Origin of the sequence: Allobosea sp. (assembly GCF_017308015.1) — a bacterium.
Lineage (GTDB): Bacteria > Pseudomonadota > Alphaproteobacteria > Rhizobiales > Beijerinckiaceae > Allobosea.
Map to the genome: position 1 here is coordinate 16562 of NZ_JAFKFW010000030.1, position 19366 is coordinate 35927.

Annotated in this window: 21 protein-coding genes; 12 read left to right on the plus strand and 9 right to left on the minus strand. The window is 65.1% G+C overall.

Going from position 1 to position 19366, the window contains the following annotated elements; translation table 11 throughout:
- Positions 1-19: 19 nt before the first annotated feature.
- Together J0I42_RS20630 and J0I42_RS20635 are read right to left on the minus strand one after the other, a co-directional pair.
- Positions 20-952, minus strand: coding sequence for a LysR substrate-binding domain-containing protein (locus J0I42_RS20630; RefSeq protein WP_291657593.1), 933 nt, complete (start codon positions 950-952; stop codon positions 20-22).
- A gap of 419 nt (positions 953-1371) precedes the next feature.
- A complete protein-coding gene (locus J0I42_RS20635; RefSeq protein WP_291657595.1) occupies positions 1372-2286 on the minus strand; it encodes a LysR family transcriptional regulator in 915 nt (304 codons plus the stop codon).
- A 211-nt stretch (positions 2287-2497) separates the two neighbouring features.
- Here J0I42_RS20635 and J0I42_RS20640 point away from each other — a divergent pair, with 211 nt between their 5' ends.
- Genes J0I42_RS20640 through J0I42_RS20655 form a run of 4 tightly spaced genes read left to right on the plus strand, consistent with a single transcriptional unit; the run spans position 2498 to position 5518 of the window.
- Positions 2498-3382 carry an amino acid ABC transporter substrate-binding protein gene (locus J0I42_RS20640; protein WP_291657596.1) on the plus strand — a complete coding sequence of 295 codons (885 nt, stop codon included), beginning with the start codon at positions 2498-2500 and terminating at the stop codon, positions 3380-3382.
- A 45-nt stretch (positions 3383-3427) separates the two neighbouring features.
- The gene (locus J0I42_RS20645) at positions 3428-4129 is read left to right on the plus strand and encodes an amino acid ABC transporter permease (protein ID WP_291657599.1); all 702 of its coding nucleotides are present in this window, start codon (positions 3428-3430) and stop codon (positions 4127-4129) included.
- A gap of 7 nt (positions 4130-4136) precedes the next feature.
- Entirely contained in the window at positions 4137-4790 is a 654-nt protein-coding gene (locus J0I42_RS20650) for an amino acid ABC transporter permease (protein ID WP_291657600.1), read from the plus strand.
- Positions 4787-5518: an amino acid ABC transporter ATP-binding protein gene (locus tag J0I42_RS20655; RefSeq protein WP_291657603.1), complete on the plus strand. Its 732-nt coding sequence runs from the start codon at positions 4787-4789 to the stop codon at positions 5516-5518. Before J0I42_RS20650 ends, J0I42_RS20655 begins: the two co-directional genes overlap by 4 nt.
- Before the next feature lie 285 nt (positions 5519-5803).
- Here J0I42_RS20655 and J0I42_RS20660 read toward each other — a convergent pair whose 3' ends face one another.
- The 6 genes from J0I42_RS20660 to J0I42_RS20685 all read right to left on the minus strand — a co-directional run bounded on the left by J0I42_RS20660 (position 5804) and on the right by J0I42_RS20685 (position 10422).
- On the minus strand, positions 5804-6586 hold the full coding sequence (locus tag J0I42_RS20660; protein ID WP_291657605.1) for a DJ-1/PfpI family protein: 783 nt from the start codon (positions 6584-6586) through the stop codon (positions 5804-5806).
- 217 nt (positions 6587-6803) lie between these two features.
- Positions 6804-7214: a hypothetical protein gene (locus J0I42_RS20665; protein ID WP_291657607.1), complete on the minus strand. Its 411-nt coding sequence runs from the start codon at positions 7212-7214 to the stop codon at positions 6804-6806.
- Between the two features lie 89 nt (positions 7215-7303).
- Positions 7304-8071: an anti-sigma factor family protein gene (locus tag J0I42_RS20670; protein WP_291657609.1), complete on the minus strand. Its 768-nt coding sequence runs from the start codon at positions 8069-8071 to the stop codon at positions 7304-7306.
- Positions 8068-8583, minus strand: coding sequence for an RNA polymerase sigma factor (locus J0I42_RS20675; protein WP_291657611.1), 516 nt, complete (start codon positions 8581-8583; stop codon positions 8068-8070). The genes J0I42_RS20670 and J0I42_RS20675 overlap by 4 nt, the downstream gene beginning before the upstream one ends.
- Position 8584: 1 nt before the next feature.
- Positions 8585-9025 (minus strand): DUF305 domain-containing protein, encoded by a 441-nt coding sequence (locus J0I42_RS20680; RefSeq protein ID WP_291657612.1) that lies wholly within the window; start codon positions 9023-9025, stop codon positions 8585-8587.
- 11 nt (positions 9026-9036) lie between these two features.
- Positions 9037-10422, minus strand: coding sequence for a YncE family protein (locus J0I42_RS20685; protein ID WP_291657614.1), 1386 nt, complete (start codon positions 10420-10422; stop codon positions 9037-9039).
- Between the two features lie 583 nt (positions 10423-11005).
- On the opposite strand from J0I42_RS20685, the gene J0I42_RS20690 reads away from it, so the two are divergent.
- From J0I42_RS20690 to J0I42_RS20710, 5 genes are all read left to right on the plus strand, one after another.
- Complete coding sequence (locus tag J0I42_RS20690) at positions 11006-11878, plus strand: undecaprenyl-diphosphate phosphatase (RefSeq protein ID WP_291657616.1); 873 nt, start codon at positions 11006-11008, stop codon at positions 11876-11878.
- Between the two features lie 80 nt (positions 11879-11958).
- Entirely contained in the window at positions 11959-12279 is a 321-nt protein-coding gene (locus tag J0I42_RS20695) for a hypothetical protein (RefSeq protein ID WP_291657618.1), read from the plus strand.
- 54 nt (positions 12280-12333) lie between these two features.
- Entirely contained in the window at positions 12334-12813 is a 480-nt protein-coding gene (locus J0I42_RS20700; protein ID WP_291657620.1) for a TRAP transporter small permease subunit, read from the plus strand.
- Positions 12810-13898 carry a TRAP transporter large permease subunit gene (locus tag J0I42_RS20705; RefSeq protein ID WP_291657621.1) on the plus strand — a complete coding sequence of 363 codons (1089 nt, stop codon included), beginning with the start codon at positions 12810-12812 and terminating at the stop codon, positions 13896-13898. Before J0I42_RS20700 ends, J0I42_RS20705 begins: the two co-directional genes overlap by 4 nt.
- On the plus strand, positions 13898-14230 hold the full coding sequence (locus J0I42_RS20710) for a TRAP transporter large permease subunit (protein WP_291657622.1): 333 nt from the start codon (positions 13898-13900) through the stop codon (positions 14228-14230). The genes J0I42_RS20705 and J0I42_RS20710 overlap by 1 nt, the downstream gene beginning before the upstream one ends.
- Positions 14231-14311: 81 nt before the next feature.
- Here J0I42_RS20710 and J0I42_RS20715 read toward each other — a convergent pair whose 3' ends face one another.
- Positions 14312-16039: a SulP family inorganic anion transporter gene (locus J0I42_RS20715; protein ID WP_291657623.1), complete on the minus strand. Its 1728-nt coding sequence runs from the start codon at positions 16037-16039 to the stop codon at positions 14312-14314.
- A gap of 117 nt (positions 16040-16156) precedes the next feature.
- On the opposite strand from J0I42_RS20715, the gene J0I42_RS20720 reads away from it, so the two are divergent.
- From J0I42_RS20720 to J0I42_RS20730, 3 genes are all read left to right on the plus strand, one after another.
- Positions 16157-17542 carry an RNB domain-containing ribonuclease gene (locus J0I42_RS20720; RefSeq protein ID WP_291657625.1) on the plus strand — a complete coding sequence of 462 codons (1386 nt, stop codon included), beginning with the start codon at positions 16157-16159 and terminating at the stop codon, positions 17540-17542.
- 5 nt (positions 17543-17547) lie between these two features.
- The gene (locus J0I42_RS20725; RefSeq protein ID WP_291657627.1) at positions 17548-18165 is read left to right on the plus strand and encodes a ParB-like protein; all 618 of its coding nucleotides are present in this window, start codon (positions 17548-17550) and stop codon (positions 18163-18165) included.
- Between the two features lie 149 nt (positions 18166-18314).
- Entirely contained in the window at positions 18315-19313 is a 999-nt protein-coding gene (locus tag J0I42_RS20730) for an ABC transporter substrate-binding protein (RefSeq protein WP_291657629.1), read from the plus strand.
- The last annotated feature ends 53 nt before the right edge of the window (positions 19314-19366 follow it).

A 19366-nucleotide genomic window follows, 5' to 3' on the forward strand; every position in this document is an offset into this window, starting at 1 on the left:
CGATCGGCAGCCGGACGGCTTACGCCGGTCGGGCCGAAGCCTCGGTAGCGCCGTTGCTCCATTTTCCGATCTCCTCGACGAGCCAGGACCGGAATGTATCGACGGCCGCCGACATCGGCGCCGAGCCGGAATAAGCCAGATAGTAATCGTGCGAAAGCTTGGGCATGTCGGGGAACAAGATCTCGATATCCCCACCTCCCTTCTCGGCGTCGACCAGAAAACGCGGCAGCAGCGCAACCCCGGCGCCTGCGGCGGCGGCCCGGGCGAGAATGCCGAACTGGTCGAAGGCGAGCCCGCGATGGCGCAGCGAACCGGTCACCTCGACGCCTGCAAGGGTGAACCAATCGTTCCACGCGCTGAAGCGGGTCGCGAGATGCAGGAGGCGGACGTCTTTCACATCCGAGGGCTTCTCGATCCCCTGATCTCGACGAAACGCCGGGCTGCAGACGGGGAGCATTTCTTCAGTCATGAGATACTCCCCCACCGCGCCGCGCCAGGTGGGTTCGCCGTTGTGGATCGCTGCGTCGACGCCTTCGGCCCGAATGTCGAAGGGGGCGAGCCGGGTTCGGAAATTGATTGTGATGTCCGGATAGCGCGCGAGAAACCCGGGCAGGCGCGGAATCATCCAGTAGGTCGAGAATGTCGGCACCACCGCCAGATTGATCGTCGGCGCGCCGGCCAGTGCCATGATGCGATGAGTGGTTTCGGCCAGTTCGGTAAGAATACGCCTCACATCGATCAGGTAGTCGCGACCTTGCTGGGTGATCGTCACACGGCGCTTCGCGCGGACGAACAGGTCGAAGCCGAGAAGGGTTTCCAACTGCCGCACCGAGTGACTGACCGCCGCTTGGGTAATGAAGAGCTCCTCCGACGCGCGCGTGAAATTGCTGTGGCGCGCAGCGCATTCAAACACGATCAACAACTGGGTGGAGGGAACCGAGCCGATCCGCATGTAATTCACTTTGGCGCGTGAAATCTCGTAATGGAAGAGAGATCATCGGGCCGCCAGAGGATTGCCGGCGCCGCGGACCGCCCGGATATGTGCGTCGCGGCCGGCCTGCCGCAACCGGCGCCGCAGCTCGAGGGTTTCTCTCTGGACAATGCGGCCGGCGCCCAGCGCTCTCGATCATCCCGATTGAGCTTGACGGACGCTCTTCCCAGGTCTGCGCGAGGTTGACGGAGGAGCCGTCTCATGCAGGCGAGCGCCGTTCCTGAATGCAGGATTTGCATGCAAGGCGCTTCACTTCCCGTCCTTTGCATGGCGCGCGCGAAGGCCCCGGGGCGATAAAGTCAGCCAGAAAGCCGAGGGGAGTTTTCCTATGATCGCCTCCGTCCCGGTGGGACGTATGCTGAACGACCCCGACGCTGATCTTAAGGGCTCTCAATTCTCCGGTCGATCAGTGCCTGCAAATCGACGGCACGCAGGCGATCCAGTACCGTTGGTGACAATGCTCCTGAATCGTGCGGGCACGCGTAGATTGCGACGCCCATGGAATGAAAGAGCGTCTCTTCGTCGAGTTGCATGATCTGCCCCCGCTCCAGGTCGTCGAGTACGAGACTGCGTGGCAACCAGGCGAAGCCCAGCCCTGCGAGCAGCATCTCGCGCAATGCGCTGCTGAGCGAGTTCACGCAGATCGTTTCGCAGCGGTAGCGCTTGATCAGCTGCGGCATGACCTTCTGCCAGATCACCTCGCCGAAAAAGCTGCGCTGGGGATAGGTCAGGAGCGGCATGGCCTGCTCCTCATCGGGGGCGAGGGCGGCCGGGCCGACCAGGATCATGTCGTCCCGAGCGCTTGCGACGCGTACGGCGGCCGTCGAGGCGATCGGCTCAAGCGACGGGCTCAGCTCGTAGCAAATCATCAGATCCACCTCGCCGCGGATTGCCATTTCCACACACTCGGCCCGGTTCGCGCAGCTTAGGTGATAGGCTGGCTGGTAGCCCTGCTGTCGCAGGATCCCGACGAGGCGCGGGAAGATCGAGAAAGCCAGCGAGTGTTGGATTGCGACCTTGAGGCGCGAGCTTCGGGTCTGCTCGCCGCGTAGCTGGCTGCGCAGTTCATAGAGCTGATTGAGGCTGCGCTGGAAATCGCCGTAATTCTCCGCTGCGACCGGCGTAAAGCGATGCGGCCGTACGCTCCTGTCGATCAGAGTGACGCCGAGCCATTCCTCGAGGGACTGGATGCGTCGCGAGAATGCCGACTGGCTGATGTTGCGGCGCTCGGCGGCGGCCGTGAAGCTGCCGAGCTCGCGCAACGCCAGAAAATCCTCCAGCCACCCCAACTCCATCGTGCGCTCCTATATGCAAAAAACGCATTATATATGCTGTTCTTTGAGTTTGACCCATTCCTTTTTGCCCATACCAATGGCGAGACGCTGCCCCTTGAAGCAGCGACCGCAGAACCTCCGCTCGGACGGAGTGCTTGGGTGAGGAAGCCTCTCGCTGCTGCTGTCTTCAGGAAAGCAACGCGGCGGAGCGTGCAATGACGAAGGGGATGAGATGTATCGTTCGCTAGGCACAGCGCTTCTGTCGCTGGTGATGGCTGGCTCGGCCTTGCCCTCAAGGGCTCAGGAAGCGGCCGGAACCCTGGCCAAGATCAAGGCGGCCGGAGAAATCGTGTTCGGCTACAGGGAAACCTCGATCCCGTTTTCGTACATCGAGAAGGATCAGACCCCGAAAGGCTATTCGATCGATCTGTGCATGCGCATCGCCGAGGAGGTGAAGCAAAAGATCGGCAATCCGGTCTTGAAGGTGCGTTTCGTCCCGGTGTCGCCGCAAACGCGAATTCCGCTGCTCATCAATGGCACGATCGACATCGAATGCGGATCGACGACCAACAACCTGACGCGTCAGGAGCAGGTCTCCTTTCTGCCGACGACCTTCATCACCGGCACCAAGATCATGGTGAAGGCCAACAGCCCGATCAAGAGCATCGACGATCTCGTCGGTCATCGCATCGGTCTGCCGCAGGGCACGACGAACGAGCGGGCCGTCAAGAGCTATGTCGACAAAAAGAAGCTCGGTGTCGGCGTCCTCAATGTGAAGGACCACGCCGAGGGCTTCCTCGCGCTGCAAAGCGATCGTGTCGACGCCTATTCGACCGATCATATCCTTCTCGCCGGCCTGCTGACGAAAGCGCAGAATCCGGAGGGCTTCAGGATCGTCGGCGATTTCTATTCCTACGACCCCTATGCGCTGATGATCCGCCGCAACGACGCGGATTTCCGCCTTCTCGGCACCAAGGTGCTGGCTGATCTCTTTCGGTCACGCGAAATCGAGAAAATCTATCGGAAGTGGTTCCAGCCCTTCCCGAACAACGCCAAGGTTTCCGAGCCTCCCAGCGATCTCCTCAAGGCGTCATGGGAACTGAACGCCCTGCCTTGACCGCGAGATGGAAGGCATACGGGCCCACGGCATCGGGAAATCGATATGGAATACAATTGGGATTGGTCGATCCTGGTGCAGGAACCCTATCTGTGGTGGTTGATCACCGGTACGGGGTGGACGCTGGCGGTCTCTGCCGCTGCCTGGTGCATCGCCGTGGTGCTCGGCACGCTGATCGGTATCGCGCGCACTCTGCCGAACCGCTTTGTCGCCGGAATCGCCACGGCCTATACCGAGCTGTTTCGTAACGTTCCGCTGCTCGTCCAGCTCTTCCTCTGGTATTTCGTCGCTCCGGAAATCCTGCCGGCGCCGATGGGCCACTGGATCAAGCGCGACCTTCCGCTCCCTGAATTCGCCACTGCGGTGGTCGGCCTCGGCCTCTACACCGCAGCGCGCGTCTCCATCCAGGTTCGTGCGGGAATTCAGTCGCTGCGCCGCGGCCTGGCGATGGCCGGGTATGCGCAGGGGATGACGGTCGCGCAGGTCTATCGCCATATCCTTCTGCCTGTGGCGTTCCGCGTGGTCATCCCTCCGTTCACGACGGAATTCCTGACCGTTTTCAAGAATTCCTCACTGGCGTTGACCATCGGCGTTCTCGAACTGACGGCGCAGAGCGGGCAGATCTCCGAGTATTCATTCCATAGTTTCGAAGCTTTTACGGCGGCGACGGCGATCTACATCCTTATCACCATGACGGTCGCTGCCGCCATGTCGCTCGTCGAGCGACGCCTGCCGGCCGTAGCGTGAGGCCGTTATGATGAGCGACCTGCAACTCATCCTCCAGTCCCTGCCGTTCCTGCTGGAGGGCCTCGGGCTGTCGCTGCTTCTCACCCTTCTTGTGGCGGTGGGGGGCATTCTGATGGCGCTCGTGCTGGCCTTGCTTCGGCTCTCGGGCAACCGGGCCTTGTCCACGCTGGCCGCCACTTACGTCAATTTCTTCCGATCTATGCCTCTGATCCTGGTAATATTCTGGTTTTTCTTTCTCGTGCCTCTGGTCATTGGCCGGCCGGTCGGCAGTTTCTATTCCGCCCTTATCGCCTTTACGCTCTTCGAGGCGGCGCATTACACGGAAATCATCCGCGCCGGCATTCTTTCCGTTTCACGCGGGCAGGGCTGGGCGGCGGCGGCCACGGGCCTCACCTATGGTCAGAGCCTGCGTTACGTCATCTTGCCGCAAGCCTTCCGGAACATGACGCCGTTGCTGCTGACGCAAGGTATTATCCTGTTTCAGGATACCAGCCTCGTCTTCGTCGTGTCGCTCAGTGATTTTCTGACGTCCGTCACGATCGTTGCCCGGAACGAGGGGCGCCTGGTCAGCATGTATATTTTTGCCGCAGTGGTTTACTTCGCGATCTGCTTTGTCGCATCGCGATTCGTCCATCAGTTCGAGAAGAAAGCTGTAAGATGATCAGCCTGCGTAATGTGGATAAATGGTATGGACAGTTTCATACCCTCAAAAAATGCTCGGTCGATGTCTCGCGTGGCGAAGTCCTCGTGATCTGCGGGCCTTCTGGCTCGGGTAAATCCACACTGGTCAAATGCGTCAATGGGCTGGAGAGTTTTCAAGCTGGCGAGATCATCGTCGATGGTGTCTCCGTCGGGGCGCTAGGTACCGATATGCCAAAGCTCAGGGCCAGGATCGGCATGGTTTTCCAGAGTTTTGAACTCTACCCGCATATGTCTGTGCTGGATAATATCTGCCTCGCTCAGGAGAAGGTGCTGAATCGGTCGCGCGGGGACGCGGAAGAGCGCGCGCGGGGGCTGCTGGAGCGCGTCGGATTGGCCGAGCACGAGAAGAAACTGCCCTCGCAACTTTCCGGAGGGCAGCAGCAGCGTGTGGCCATCGCGAGGGCGCTGGCGATGGATCCAATCGCGATGTTGTTCGACGAACCGACCTCGGCCTTGGACCCCGAGATGATCAATGAGGTTCTCGAGGTCATGGTTCAGCTTGCACAGGATGGCATGACGATGATGGTCGTCACGCATGAAATGGGCTTCGCGCGCAAGGTCGCGGATCGGGTCATCTTCATGGATCAAGGCGAAATCGTCGAGGATGCCGACAAGGATGCATTCTTTACGGCACCGTCCAGCGACAGGGCGAAGACTTTCCTCTCCAGGATCCTGGCGCATATTTGATTGGGCCAGCCCGGCAGGAGGGCGCCGACGCCGCTTGGATGGCCTGCCTGGACGCGGCGGGCGCGACTCTCGTCAAGCCGATGATCTGTCACCCGTCGGCATGGCTGTGTGTGACGCTCCCGAGCAGGGCTGATAGTGGTGCTGCTGTCCCGGTTGCCGATGGCCCAGGACAGGATCTCGATCCGCTCGGCGATCTCCGGCTCGACACGCTGCTTGGGGCAGCATGCCGAACAGGCCGCGGAATGCGATATTGTCGCTCGGGAAGCTGAACCCGCGCATGTCCCGTCAGCCTCGCAGCTTCGCGGCGGCGCGTTCCGAGGCTTCCCGCGCCATGGCGATCGCCTTGCTGCGTGCATGCAGGACGGCGCCGGTTGCGTCGGAGCCGGCCTTGGCCGGGCTGCCGCCGACGAAAGGCGGCTGCGGGTCGTATTCGAGCGTGAGCTGCGTGCGCTTCGCCCATTCCTCGCCGCGCAGCCGCGCCGAGATCGTCAGGCCGAAATCGATGCCGGCGGTGACGCCGCCGCCGGTGATCAGGTTGCCATCCTCGACCACGCGTTCGTCTGAGCGGACCGCCCCGAAGATCGGCAGCAGTTCGCGCGTATACCAGTGCGAGGTCGCCCGACGGCCCTTCAGGAGCCCCGCCGCGCCGAGTGCGAGCGAGCCGGTGCAGACACTGGTCACGAAGCGGGCGCGAGCGCCCATCTCGCTCAGGAAGGCCAGCGTTTCGGCATCTTCGAGCAGGGCGGTCGTGCCGGCGAGGCCACCGGGAACGAAGAGGACATCGACGTTCCGCGGGCACTCGGCGAAGGTCGTCGTCGGTGCGACCGCAATCCCGACATCGGTCGAAACCGGGCTCCGGTCCTTCCAGACCAGATGGGTCTTGCCCATGGTCAGGTTGAACACCGTCAGCGGGCCGGTCAGGTCGAGCAGGATCATTTTCGGGTGGACGAGCATGGCGAAGCTCGGCGCCGGTCGCGACGGATCGGCCGGAGCGGCTTGTACGCGATCGGCGCCGGCCAGCAGAAGCCCGGCGGCTCCGAGGCCGAAGGTCACATCTCTACGGTTCATGGGGATCTCCGGAATGGCTGTCATGAGGCGTTGCGCAGCCTCGGCTGGCGCCGGCCGAAGGACCGCGCCGGAAGCTGAAGGAAAGCGCGATGGCGGGATGCCATGCGGGCGTGCCTGCGCAATGGCCGGGTCGAGCGGCCCATCGGGAAGGTTTCGCGACGAGGCTTGCGCCCGCAAGGGCAGTGATCGCCGGGGTCGGCAATGTGCCAACGGCGGATTATCGCTCGTGCGAAACGGGTGGCGCGCGCGGATGGATCGGTGATCGTATCACCGGCCGCGCGAGCCAGGCATCTTCGCTATCGAGCTTCGGCTCGGAGAGGAGGTCATGTCGCGTCGTCTCGAAATCCGGTGCCGCCGTTGGGACGGCATTGCCGGATGCGGTGCAACCGACGGCACAGCAGAGAGCCTCGTCGAGGGGCGGGGAGCCATGCTCTGCCGCTGTCGCGGAGGCGGCCTCATCGGGCGCGCAAAGCGAGATGGCCAATGTCCGGTCTAGGCGCAAAGTGCCTGCCTTGGCGCCGGCGGCGAGCCCCGTGAAAACCGCCTGAGCAACGAGAAGATAGGCGACGGCAAGCGCCACGAGACGCACCGTCGCAGGGGCACGGAAGCGGCGAAGCCACGACCACATCGCGAATGCCTCGCTACCACGGCCGCTCCGATGGGTGCCGCACCGCGACAGGCGACGCGCAGGAGAATTCGCCATGGCTCCGCCGCGCTTCACGGGACATCGCTCAGCCGTTCGGCGGCCCGCGTGACGAAGGGCGAGCCTGACGAGCCGAGCACCGCATAGCCGAGCTCGCCGGTGAACCAGAAATACGCCACCAGGTCCCCCTCCTGCCGCGATGCGAGCGCTGCCTTGCGCGGGCTGGCGAGGGTTTTCATGTAAAGCGCCACATGGCCGCCGGCCGGATCGTCATAGACGAACATGCCGCCAGGGCCCTCGTCGCTCGACAGCAGCCTGCCTCCCCGAAAAGCCAGTCCGAGTCCGGAGAGATCGGGAACCGAGACATTCTGCTTCAGGTGCCGGGACATCATCCGCTTCAGCGCGGCGGTCTGGGCCGCCGGGACCTCGACTGCGTCGCCCGCACGCCCGGCGAAGGCGCGGAAGGCGATCACCGCATCGGTCATTTGCGGCCGTGGCGGCGGCGTTTCGGCCGCCTGCCGAGGAATGGCCATTCCAAGCGCGGTGCCAAGAGCGAAGATGCAGATGCCGGCCGCCAGACGCCGGTGGACCGCCATGGTCCGCGCCGCGTTTCGGCGCCTTACCTCGCTCAGTCGCAAGGAGGCGGGGATCGGCGCGGGACGGCAAAGCTGAGCGGCCGCCCGCAGCGCCTGCGCGTCCGCCCGGAACTGCTCGGCGCGGATGCGCAGGGCGGGCTCCGATGCGAGGAAGGCCTCGACCTCCCGCTGGCGGACCGGCGCAAGCCGTCCGTCGATGAAAGCCTGGATGTCATCGTCGCCGATCGGCCGAGAACCGGAGATCATTTCAGCCTCCGCAATTGAGTCACATTGCCGCCTTCGAGCTCGGAGCGCAGCCGCTCGCGGGCGCGGCTCAGGCGCGACATCACCGTTCCGATCGGGACATCGGTCACCCTGGCGACTTCTTCATAGGTCATGTCCTCTACCGCGACGAGTTCGAGCGCGATGCGCTGATCCTGCGGCAGCCGCGCCAGTGCTGCGAGCGTATCGCCGAGATGCAGCGCCTGCGCGGGGTCGCAGGAGGGGTCGGGATGGTCGGCACCGTCAGCGTCGCTGAAGCGGGCGAGGTCGCGCTGACGGCCGCGACCCCTGGTGCGATGGAGATTGAACAGGATCTGGAACAGCCAGGCTCGGATGCTCTCCGGCCTTCTTAGCTGCCGCCAGCGCGAGAGCGCCTGCAGCAGCGTGTCCTGAACCAGTTCGTCGGCATCGTCGGGATTGCGCGCCAGCGAGCGTGCGAACCGCCGTAGCGCCGGGATCTGGGCCTCGATCTCGAGGTCGGACACGCTGCCGAGCACGTCACGGTCCCCGGTTGCCGCTCAGCGAGGGATAGTCGTCGTCGCCCTTGCGCAAGGCTTCCAGGCGTCCGCGCATCCCCTGCATCTCCGTCTGCTGGCCGGCGAGAATGGCCTCGGCGATCTCGCGGACGATCGGGTCCCGTCCGTCGCGCAGCACCAGCCTCGCCATCTCGACCGCTCCCCAATGATGGGGAACCATCATAGCGAGGAAGTCGATATCGGGGTCCCCGGACGGTGGATCGGCATGCATGTCCCGCATCATCTTCTCCATGCCGACATGCATGTCGCTGAGATACGCATCGTAGCCTTTCGGCGCAGTGGCCGCCGCAGCCGCTGTTTCATCAGGGGAAGGCGGCTTCGCCTTGCCATGATTGGAATGATCATGCACCGGGACGGCGCTCCCAGCGATCTGGGTCAGCATGGATTCGAGAGGAAATCTCATCTCGTCCTCCGTCACGCGGTTTCGCTGCGCGCGCCGGGACGCACATAGACCAGGTTGATCGACTTCTTGTTGCGCAGCTTGCCGGATGGCAGGTCGAGCGTGCCGAGCGGAATCTGCTTGATGAAGCGCGGCTGCATGGGGTCGCCGATATCGAACGCGCTGCAGACGGTCTGCCCGGCATGGGGGGAGCCGGGCAGTTCGTCGAGTTCATGGGCGACATAGAGCTTCGTCTTGGACGGATCGGTCCAGATCCCGTGCGCCTCGCGGCCATGGCTGAAGAAATGACCGATGACACGCCGCTTTCCGACAGGCACGGAGCGGTCGATGATCGCGATGCGGCTCGACGTCCGGCCTTCCGGACCGTCATCGTCGACCCGCGCGAAGGTGGCGTAAGCGACGCTGCCGCGCGCGTTCTTGACGAACTCGACATGGTTGGGGCGGGCCTTGTCGCCCAGCGGTACATGGTCGAGCAGTCGATGCTCCCCGCGGGCTTCGTAGACCGAAAGGCAATCCGCAAGCTTCTGGGATACCCAGAATTCCTGCCCATCGGGCGAGATCTTCACGAACGGCGCGAAACCGAAGCGATCCTGCGCGGAGGTGTCGATCATCGCCTTGCGCTCGGTCGTCGAGAAGCCTTGCGCGTCGTATTTGACGTTGAACACCTCGATGCGAGGCAGCTTCTGCGAGATCAGGAAGGCGGTCTCACCGCCGGCCGAGAACCAGACCATCGCCGGGCCGGGCAGGACGGGCATGAACCGACGGATCGCCGCGCCTCGAGCGAGTTCGCCGGCGGATTCGGCGACGGCGCGCTGGACGTCGATCACCGCGATCTTGCTCTCGCCGCGCAGCGCGACCCAGACTTCCTTGCCGTTGCGGGTGAAGGTCGGCTCATGCGGCTCGCGTCCGACGAGGATGCCGGAGGTCAGGATGTCCGGCGATGTGGTCGTGCCGGCCTGCGGGTTCGGCCGATTGCCGATCACCTTCAGCTTGGTCGTGTCGACGAGATAGAGATTGCTCGTGCCGCGGCCGGCCGTCGCGAACATGCTGGAATCGGGCGACGGCACACAGCCATGGATCGAGATCGCTCCGTGATAGAGCGGCTTCTGCACCATCTCGCCATGGGTGGGGGTGACGTTGCCCGTCACGAACCGGAAAGGAGGGCGGGAATCCTCGTCGAAGCTGGTCAGGTTGACCGTCGGCAGGAGCTCGTCTGTCACCGGATCGATCACGCTCAGCGTGTTGGAATCCTCATTGGTCAGGAAGACCCGGTCTCCGGCGCGCGGCCCCGATTCCGTGGATTTGCTTTGCGCTCTGGCGACCGCCGGACTCAATGCGACGGCTGCGGCTCCCTGAATCACTGCGCGGCGGCTTGGCTTGATCGGATGACTGCTGGACATGCCCTGCTCCTGGTTGAGCAGGTGAGACGCGCCGCGGCGCTGATTATTCCGCCTGCCGGACCGGCCTCACGCTTCCGTGACAATGACGGCCCCGTCGTTCCTCTCCGCGTTCGAAAGCCCCGGCCGACGACAGCCCGCCTAGCCCGGGGAGGGCTGTCGTCGGCTTCAGGTGGCGGGATGCGATGCGCAGCTACATCGTTCGTGCCGTAGCTGTGCATCGATAGGCTTGGATATCCGCAACTCCCCTTGGTGCGGTGGTCGAAAGGCCCCCGATCGTTCAAAGGAGGGGCTCCTGCGCTGGCCGAACGGGACTGCGGCTTATCCACCACCATCGCGAGACGACGATGGTCGCAAGCAATGCGGACGCATCGCGAAGCGTCTCGCAAAATTGGCGCAAGCAGCAAAATTTGAAGCGAAGGCCAAGCTCGGCACCAGGGTCGTTGAGTTTAGTGTGTCATCTAATTCATTGTTTTTACATGATGAATTGACACATTGAACGCAGCGACCGGCGCATCGCGCCAGCCTTTTCTTGTCGGAATGCTTTGTGCTTGGAGCACCAAAGTTTTTCACGAGACCGATCGCCATGGCCACCGCTTGCTCCACTGGACTCGATACCGGGTTCGCCACGCTCGATTTCGGGCAGATCGTCGTGCTCGGGCTGGTCCAGGGCGTCACCGAGCTGCTGCCGATTTCCTCGACCGCCCATATGCGGGTGGTGCCGGCCTTGCTGGGCTGGCCCGATCCGGGCTCGGCCTTTTCGGCGTTGATGCAGCTCGCCGCGCTGGCGGCAGTGATCAGCTATTTCAGGCGTGACCTTGGCGAGATCGCCGGCGGCGCCCTGGACGGACTCAGGACGCGCCGGTTCACGAAAGGGCCGAGCCGGCTGGCGCTGGGCGTGGTGCTCGCGACGATCCCGATCGTCATCGCGGGCATCGCCCTGGCTCCGCTGCTCAACCGCTGCGGCTCTCCGCTGCGTTCGCTCGGCGTGATCGGCGCGGCGTCGCTGGTCATGGCGCTGCTGCTCGCGGCGACGGAATGGCTCGCCAGCCACCGGCGGGCGGCGGAGCAGGCTGGCTTTCGGGATTTCCTGCTGATCGGCCTGGCTCAGGTCGGTGCGCTGATCCCCGGCGTGTCCCGCTCCGGCTCCACCCTGACGGCCGCGATGGGGCTCGGCTTCAAGCGTGCCGAAGCGGCGCGACTGTCGTTCCTGCTCGGCCTGCCGGCCATTGCGCTCGCCGGGTTGAAGGAGGCATGGGAAATCGCGCGGGCCGGGATCGACGCTCACGCCATGGCGCTTCTGATCGTCGGGCTGATCGCCGGCTCCCTGGCCTCTTTTGCCGCGATTTCCGGGCTCATGCGCTATCTCGAGCGGATGTCGAGTTGGGTCTTCGTGGTCTATCGCGCGGGGATGGGTATCTTCCTGCTCTGGGCAGTCGCGGCTGGCTGGCTCGCCTGATGCCTGTAGCCTGGGACAGTCATCCCCACACGGTCGTCCATCTGAAGCGTTTCAAGCGGAGCGAGGCGCGTAGCCATGCGATGCTCGCGATTTTCCTGCTTTGGATTTCGGTGTGGCCGGCATTCGCAGGGCCTTCGGGCGAATGGCGCTATTGCTATGCCGGCTCCGAGCAGAGTCGCCGCTTCTATGTCTCGCAGCCGTTTCCGAGCTCCGGATCCCCGGATGCCGTCGAGCGGCAGTGGGTCGCCTGGCTCAGCCGGCAGGTCGTGCGATATGAGACGACAGGGTGTCCGCGCGGGACTGATCGCGCGGCGGTGGCAGCCTCCATCGCATCGGCCGCTCGCTATAACGCTGGCCTGGGGCGCAGCACGGTCGAACTCGACTGGCAATTCGTTCCATGAGCGACCTGCGCCAGCACAAGGGGCTTTTTGGCAACGTTGCTTCCGGAGCGACTGATGCAGCTTGCTGTTGACGCGCTCGACCGAAGCCTTGGGTCTCTCTGTCGCGCAGCCCGGTGGCTCGCGTTGCCGCTGGTGCTCCTGCTGTTTCTGCAATGGCCCCTGCGCGATCTGTTCAAGGGCTGGTCGCGGGAAGCGAACGATCTCGGACAGTGCGTCTTCGCTCTCTATGTCGCGGTCTCGCTGACGGCAGCGACACGCAGCGGCGCCCATCTGGCCAGTGATGCCCTGGCGCACCGGCATGGGCAACGGCTACGGCGGGCGCTGGAAGTCAGCCTGATCCTGCTCGGAATCCTGCCCTGGTCGCTCTTTCTGCTGATCATCGGCTGGCCGGCGGTGTTGAGCAGTCTGCGTGTGCTCGAGTCGTTCCCGGATACCGGCAATCCCGGCTATTTCCTGATCCGGGCCTCGGGCTTCGTCCTGGCGGCGCTCGTCTTCGCCTCAGGCCTCCTCGGCTTGCTGCGGGGCCGGGCATGAGCCAGTGGATCGGCCTTGCCATGCTTGCCGGCGTTGCGCTGGGCGCGATGGCAACGGGCCTGCCTGTCTGGGGCGTCCTCGTCAGCCTCTCCGCCATGGGCGCGGCCGCCTCGGTCGTGCTGGACGCATCGAGCGCGGCCGTGCTTGCGGCGCTGCCGAGCCGGCTCGTCGGCTTGCTGGAATCCGACCTGCTGCAGGCGCTGCCGCTTTTCGTCTTCATGGGCGCGCTGCTGAACCGGCTGCCGCTCGCCCGTATCCTGTTCCGGGCGGCACTGCGCCCCTTCGGTGGAGCGCGCGGCGCGACGCTGGCGCTCGGCGCCATCCTGGGGCCGATGAACGGCTCGGTCAGCGCCAATGCGATCGCGCTGACCCGTGCGATCGAGCCGGCCCTGGCAGAGCACGAAGTCGCGCCTGCCGAAAGCGTCGCATTGCTGAGCGTCGCCAGCACGCTCGGCGTGCTCGTCCCGCCTTCTCTGGTGCTGATTTTGCTCGGCGATGCGATGATGGCGGCGCATACGATCGCCTTGAACGCAGCCGGCCGGGCCGATCGCATCATCAACACGCAGGATGTCTTTCGCGGCGCAATGCTGCCGGCCGGATTGTTTCTCGGAGCCTGTCTTCTCCTGGCGTTCCTGCGCCGCGAGCCTGGCCGGCGCCTGCCGATACCCATGCTCGGAGAGGCGGTTGTCGCGCTCCTCACCGTCAGCTTCATCGGCGGACTGCTCGTCGGCGTCGCGCTCGGCTATTTCTATGCGGTGGAGGCGGCCGCCATGGGCGCCGTCGGCCTGCTGGCTGCCGGACTCCTGAGCCGGCAGCTCGATCTCCAGCGTCTCAAGGCCGCTCTCGACGACACCCTGTCGATGACCGGTGCGCTGATGGCCCTGCTGGTGGCGGCCACGACCTTCACCCTCGTCTTCCGCGTGCTTGGAAGCGACCGGCTCGTCGCCGGCTGGATGGAGGCGGTGCCTGGCGGCCCCTTGGGAATCCTCGGCGCCGGGCTCGCCCTGATCTTCCTCGCGGCTTTCGTTCTCGACGCCTTCGAGATCATCTTCGTACTCGTGCCGATCCTGCTGCGCCCATCCTGATGCGGGTCGAGGATGCGCAATGGGTTGCGGTCCTGACCCTGCTCGTGCTGCAGACGAGTTTCCTGCTTCCACCGCTGGGTTATGCGCTGACCATGACCCGGGCCGCCGCCACGCGTCGCGCGGCGCTGGGCAGCGTGATGAGCGCGCTCCTGCCCTTCATCCTCGTGCAACTCACGGTGACCGCGGCCGTCATGTGGTGGCCGGGCCTGACGCATGGAGGACGGTCGACTGCCACGGACGTCGCAGTGCCGTCCGACACGGAAGTCACGCGCCGGTTGCGGGAGATCGCCCCACCCGTCGACCTGCTGGAGATCGGGCCTCCCAAATTCTGACGAACGCTTCTTCGCATTCGCTGCGCAGTCCGGCTTGCCGCGAGTCCGCGCGTTGCACTATCCCAAGGCCAGGAGCCGCGGCTACGAGGGAGGTTGCGACGATCCTGCCACGTCATCGGCCATCGTCGCCTCTGCGGCGGTCTCGCCTCCCCATCGGATCACGGCTTGGTCGACGCTGTGGAAGATCCGTTCGCCTCCGATCGCACCGACGACGCCGAAACGATCCAGCGCGGCGCGGGCTCGCGCCGATTCCACGCGCGCGATCGCGAAAACCGTTCCTTGCGCTTCGCAGGCCTCTGCAACGGCCAGGAGCGTCTGCGCCGCCGTATAGTCGATGGCGGCGATGCCGCTGGCCTCCAGGACGAGCAGGTGCGGCTTCCGCTGCACGAGCCGGTCGAGCAGCTCCTGCTGGAAGCCCAGCGCGTTCGCGAAGAGCAGGGGCGCGGGAAAGCCGACGACGAGAATGCCCGGAAGTATCGCCAGGGGCTTGCCCTGTTCCGGCGGCCACCACACCGTCGTGCCGGGGATGCGGCCGAACTCGACCAACTGGCTGCGCGTCGTCATCCAGATGCCGTGCAGCAGGGACAGGCCGATGCCGATGGCGACGCCGCTCTCGATCGGCAGAAGGGTGACGGCCAGGGCGGTCAGCAGGACGAGCGCGAATTCCGGCCGGCTCTGGCGAGCGATCTGCAGGATCAGGCCGATCCTCAGGATGCGCCCGGCGACGAAGAAAAGGACCCCGGCGAAGGCCGCCTCGGGAACATCGGCCAGCAGATCGGTGCCGAACAGTGCGAGCCCGAGGACCAGCGCCGCGGCGACGAGCCCGACGACAGGGTTGCGGCCGCCGCTTTCGACAACGATGGCCGTGCGCGGCGGGCTGGCATTGACGGGGAAGGCGCCCGCGAGGCCGGCAAGCAGATTGGCGCCCGCCAGTCCGAGGTAGTCGCGCCCGGCATCGCTCGCGTGGTCATCGGGGTCGCGGAAGGAGCGGCTGACGGTCGCCGTCTGCATCATCACGACAAGCGCGACGATCAGGGCGAGCGGCAGGAGCGCACGGAGATCGGCCCAGGCCAGGGCGAAGCCCGGCCAGGGCGGCAGGCTCTTGGGCAATGAACCAAGCACGGCCACGCCATGGCTCTCCAGGTTGAAAGCCATCACGGCCGCTGTCGCCAGCGCGAAGGCGATCAGCGCTCCGGGCAGCGCCGCTGCCGATTTTTCGCAGAGGATGATGACGCCGAGCACACCGAGCCCGAGCAGAACCGAGACGGGATGGCTCGATGCGCGCTCCGCCCAGATTTCCGCCAGCCGCGGGACCAGGCTGCTGGTCTCCACATGCAGCCCGAGCAGGCCGGGCAATTGCGACACGACGATATGGGCGGCGATACCGGCCAGGAAACCCGTCACGACCGGCGTCGACAGGAAATCGGCGATCCAGCCAAAGCGCAGGAATCCAGCGAGCAGCAGCAGGGCGCCGACCAGGATCGCGAGAGTCGGCGCCGCGGCTGGTGCAACGACACCGCCGACCGCCAGCGTGGTCAGCGCCCCGGCGAAGATCGGCGTAATCGTCGTGTCGGCGCCGACGGTGAGAACCCGGCTGGCGCCCAGCAACAGGAACCCGATCGTCGCCGCGACGAAGGCGAACAGGCCGACCTGGACCGGAAAGCCGCCGAGGCGCGCCGTCGCCATCTGCTCGGGGACGGTGATCGCCGCGAGCGTCAGGCCGGCGAGCAGATCGCGCCCCAGACTTGCAAGGCGCGAAAGGTTTTTTGGAGACCGTTCCGGCCCGGCCAGAGCGCCACCATTCGACATGACCGGTTCACCACGTTGCATGCGAAGCCCAAACGGTTGCAACTATAGCAGTTCGTATGTCTTCACGCTGGCGCCTTCGCAGCCAGCCGAACGACAGGTGGAGGCCGGCCGTACGGGATGAAGACGCTCATCGACACCCCCCATGCACTGGTCGGTGGACTGGCCGCGATCCGCCGGCAGTTCAATGTGCCGGAACGGTTTCCACCCGCTGTTCTCGCTGCAGCGGAAAGCGCTGCCGGTCGCGCGCCGACCGCACATGTCGATCGCACCGGCCGGCCTTTCGTCACGCTCGACCCGGCGACCTCGACCGATCTCGACCAGGCCTTTGCGATCGAGCGCAGCGGCAGCGACCTGCTACTGCATTACGCCATCGCCGATGTCGCCTGGTTCGTCGAGGATGGCGACGCGATCGATCGGGAGGCGTGGCAGCGGGGCACGACGATCTACCTGCCGGACGGCAAGGCCGGGCTGTATCCGCCGATACTCGCGGAGGGGGCCGCGAGCCTGCTGCCTGCTGTCCCCCGACCGGCGGTGATCTTCACCACCCGGGTCGACGCCGATGGCAACGTCCATCTCGACGGCGCCGAGCGGGCCGTGATCTGCAGCACGGCCAAGCTCGCCTACGACAGCGTGAGCGCGTCCGAGCTACCGCCCGGTTTCGATGAACTGGCCCGGCGCATCGAGGCGGCCGAAAGCCGGCGCGGCGCATCGCGCGTCGACCCGCCCGAGCAGGAGGTCGATGCACTCGGCAACGGCCGCTACCAATTGCTCTTCCGCCCGCGTCTGCGTTCCGAACAGCAGAACGCGACCTTGTCTCTGGCTAGCAATATCGCGATTGCCGACGCGCTCTTGGCGGCACGGACCGGTCTGTTCCGGGTTATGCCGGAACCGGACCAGCAGGCCGTCCAGCGCCTGCGCCAGACCGCTCGGGCGTTGGGGCTGTCATGGCCGGACATGGAGACGCTCGTCCAGTTCGAGAAAACGCTTGACCCCGCCGACAGCAGCCACGCTGCCTTCATGCTGGCGGTGCGGCGGACCAGCGGCGGGGCGAGCTATGTTCCCTATCGCGAGGGCATCGTGCCGTGGCATGCGCCGATGGCGGCGACCTATGCGCATGCCACGGCGCCGCTGCGCCGCCTGGCCGATCGCTATGTCGTGCGCGCTGCGCTCGCGGTAGCCAATGGCAAGCCGGTACCGCCGGCTGTATCGGCCGCATTCGAACAACTGCCGGCGGTCATGGCGCGGGCCGATGCGCGCGACGGGCAGATCGACCGAAACGTGATCGATCTCGCCGAGGCCCTGATGCTTCAGGGCAGCGAAGGCACCATTTTTGAGGCGGTGGTGACCGATGCGGACGAGCACGGGCTGCGCATGCAACTCTGCGAACTGCCCGTAGTCGCCCGCATTCGCGGACCGGGCGGCAAGCCCGGCGACAAGATACGGGTCCGGCTGACATCCGCCATCCCCCTGCAGCATATGGTCAACTTCGAACGGGTCGGGTGAGCGCGATGACACTTCGAGAACCCGTCCTGCAGCCGGTGCGGATCACGGAACTGCGTCCGACCCAGATGACCGTCGGCCTCAGGGAGGTCGAGGACAAGCGCCGGATCTGGCGCGAACGGGACGGCGGCGAGGCGCAGGATTTCCTGGGCCGGCACATGATCCCGGTGATCAAGGGTCCCAAGAACCGGCTTTACGTCATCGACCATCATCATCTGGTCCGTGCGCTCCATGACGAGGGGCAGGCCAAGGTCCTCGTCAACGTGATCGCCGATATCTCCTCGCTGACCCAGGCGTCGTTCTGGACCGTGTGCGAGCACCGGAACTGGGTGCATCCCTATGACAGCAAGGGGCGGCGCTGCGCCACCGATGCCATTCCGAAGAAGATCGGAGACCTCGTCGACGACCCCTATCGCTCGCTGGCCGGGGAGTTACGCCGCTGTGGCGGCTTCGCCAAGGACACGACGCCCTATTCCGAGTTCCTCTGGGCCGATTTCCTCAGGCGGCGCCTCACCCGCCAGCAGGTCGATGCCGATTTTGAGAAGGCCGTCCGGAAGGCGCTGAAGCTCGCGCGCAGCAGCGATGCCGACTATCTCCCCGGCTGGTGTGGCCCGGTCGACGCCTGACCGGCTTCCACGAGGTCGGGAGAGGCTCGTTGCTCGCTCCACGGCCGAAAGGTTGGTGAAAGCTTGGCGGGCTAGGGCATGGCCATCGCCACCAAGCCGCCCCCGAGAGCGGTGCCGGGCGAGAGGACGTGAAACCAAGGAGCCTGCCCATGCGCATCCGTGCCGCCATCTATTCGCTCGCCTTCGCATCGGCCCTTGCCGGTTCGACCGCGGTGCTCGCCGCCGACAAGGTCACCATCATGGTCGGCGGCTACGAGAAGCAGATCTACCTGCCCGCCAAGCTGGCCGAGAGCCTCGGCTACTTCAAGGATGAGGGTCTCGATGTCGAGCTGCTCAACGAGGCCGCCGGCGTCGATGCCGAGAACGAGATGCTCGCCGGCGTGGTCCAGGGCGTGGTCGGCTTCTACGACCACTGCGTCGACCTGCAGGCCAAGGGCAAGTTCGTCGAATCCGTCGTCCAGTTCAGCCAGGCTCCCGGCGAGGTCGAACTTGTTTCGAGCAAGTATCCCGACGTGAAGTCGATGGCCGACCTCAAGGGCAAGAATCTCGGTGTGACCGGCCTCGGCTCATCCACCAATTTCCTGACCCAGTATCTGATGGTGAAGTCTGGCGTGCAGCTCAGCGACTTCACCTCCGTGCCCGTCGGAGCCGGCGCCACCTTCATCGCCGCCATGCAGCAGGACAAGATCCAGGCCGGCATGACCACGGAGCCGACGATCTCGCGCATGCTGAAGACCGGAGAGGCACGCATCCTCGTCGATATGCGCACGATGGAGAAGACCAAGGCCGCGCTCGGCGGCACCTATCCGGCCGCCTCGCTCTACATGCCCACAGCCTGGGTCGAGAAGAACAAGCCGACCGTGCAAAAGCTGGCGAACGCCTTCGTCCGGACGCTCAAATACATCAACACTCACAGCGCTGAAGACATCGCCGACAAGATGCCGAAGGACTATTACGTCGGCGACAAGGACGGCTATGTGAAGGCGCTGGCCGACGGCAAGGCGATGTTCACCGTCGATGGCGTGATGCCGCAGGGTGGCCCCGAGACGGTTCTTGCCGTGCTCTCCGGCTTCTCGAAGAACATCAAGGGCAAGCAGATCGACCTGTCGAAGACCTACACGACCGAGTTCGTGAAGGCCGCGAAGTAACGCGCGCCGCGGCGGCCGGGGACAGCCCGGCCGCTTCATTTCCTGCTTTCCAT

Coding starts and splice junctions, on each gene's coding strand:
- J0I42_RS20630 (WP_291657593.1), bottom strand. CDS start 952: ATGCGGATCGGCTCGGTTCCCTCCACCCAGTTGTTGATCGTGTTTGAA.
- J0I42_RS20635 (WP_291657595.1), bottom strand. CDS start 2,286: ATGGAGTTGGGGTGGCTGGAGGATTTTCTGGCGTTGCGCGAGCTCGGC.
- J0I42_RS20640 (WP_291657596.1), top strand. CDS start 2,498: ATGTATCGTTCGCTAGGCACAGCGCTTCTGTCGCTGGTGATGGCTGGC.
- J0I42_RS20645 (WP_291657599.1), top strand. CDS start 3,428: ATGGAATACAATTGGGATTGGTCGATCCTGGTGCAGGAACCCTATCTG.
- J0I42_RS20650 (WP_291657600.1), top strand. CDS start 4,137: ATGATGAGCGACCTGCAACTCATCCTCCAGTCCCTGCCGTTCCTGCTG.
- J0I42_RS20655 (WP_291657603.1), top strand. CDS start 4,787: ATGATCAGCCTGCGTAATGTGGATAAATGGTATGGACAGTTTCATACC.
- J0I42_RS20660 (WP_291657605.1), bottom strand. CDS start 6,586: ATGAACCGTAGAGATGTGACCTTCGGCCTCGGAGCCGCCGGGCTTCTG.
- J0I42_RS20665 (WP_291657607.1), bottom strand. CDS start 7,214: ATGTGGTCGTGGCTTCGCCGCTTCCGTGCCCCTGCGACGGTGCGTCTC.
- J0I42_RS20670 (WP_291657609.1), bottom strand. CDS start 8,071: ATGATCTCCGGTTCTCGGCCGATCGGCGACGATGACATCCAGGCTTTC.
- J0I42_RS20680 (WP_291657612.1), bottom strand. CDS start 9,025: ATGAGATTTCCTCTCGAATCCATGCTGACCCAGATCGCTGGGAGCGCC.
- J0I42_RS20685 (WP_291657614.1), bottom strand. CDS start 10,422: ATGTCCAGCAGTCATCCGATCAAGCCAAGCCGCCGCGCAGTGATTCAG.
- J0I42_RS20690 (WP_291657616.1), top strand. CDS start 11,006: ATGGCCACCGCTTGCTCCACTGGACTCGATACCGGGTTCGCCACGCTC.
- J0I42_RS20695 (WP_291657618.1), top strand. CDS start 11,959: ATGCTCGCGATTTTCCTGCTTTGGATTTCGGTGTGGCCGGCATTCGCA.
- J0I42_RS20700 (WP_291657620.1), top strand. CDS start 12,334: ATGCAGCTTGCTGTTGACGCGCTCGACCGAAGCCTTGGGTCTCTCTGT.
- J0I42_RS20705 (WP_291657621.1), top strand. CDS start 12,810: ATGAGCCAGTGGATCGGCCTTGCCATGCTTGCCGGCGTTGCGCTGGGC.
- J0I42_RS20710 (WP_291657622.1), top strand. CDS start 13,898: ATGCGGGTCGAGGATGCGCAATGGGTTGCGGTCCTGACCCTGCTCGTG.
- J0I42_RS20715 (WP_291657623.1), bottom strand. CDS start 16,039: ATGTCGAATGGTGGCGCTCTGGCCGGGCCGGAACGGTCTCCAAAAAAC.
- J0I42_RS20720 (WP_291657625.1), top strand. CDS start 16,157: ATGAAGACGCTCATCGACACCCCCCATGCACTGGTCGGTGGACTGGCC.
- J0I42_RS20725 (WP_291657627.1), top strand. CDS start 17,548: ATGACACTTCGAGAACCCGTCCTGCAGCCGGTGCGGATCACGGAACTG.
- J0I42_RS20730 (WP_291657629.1), top strand. CDS start 18,315: ATGCGCATCCGTGCCGCCATCTATTCGCTCGCCTTCGCATCGGCCCTT.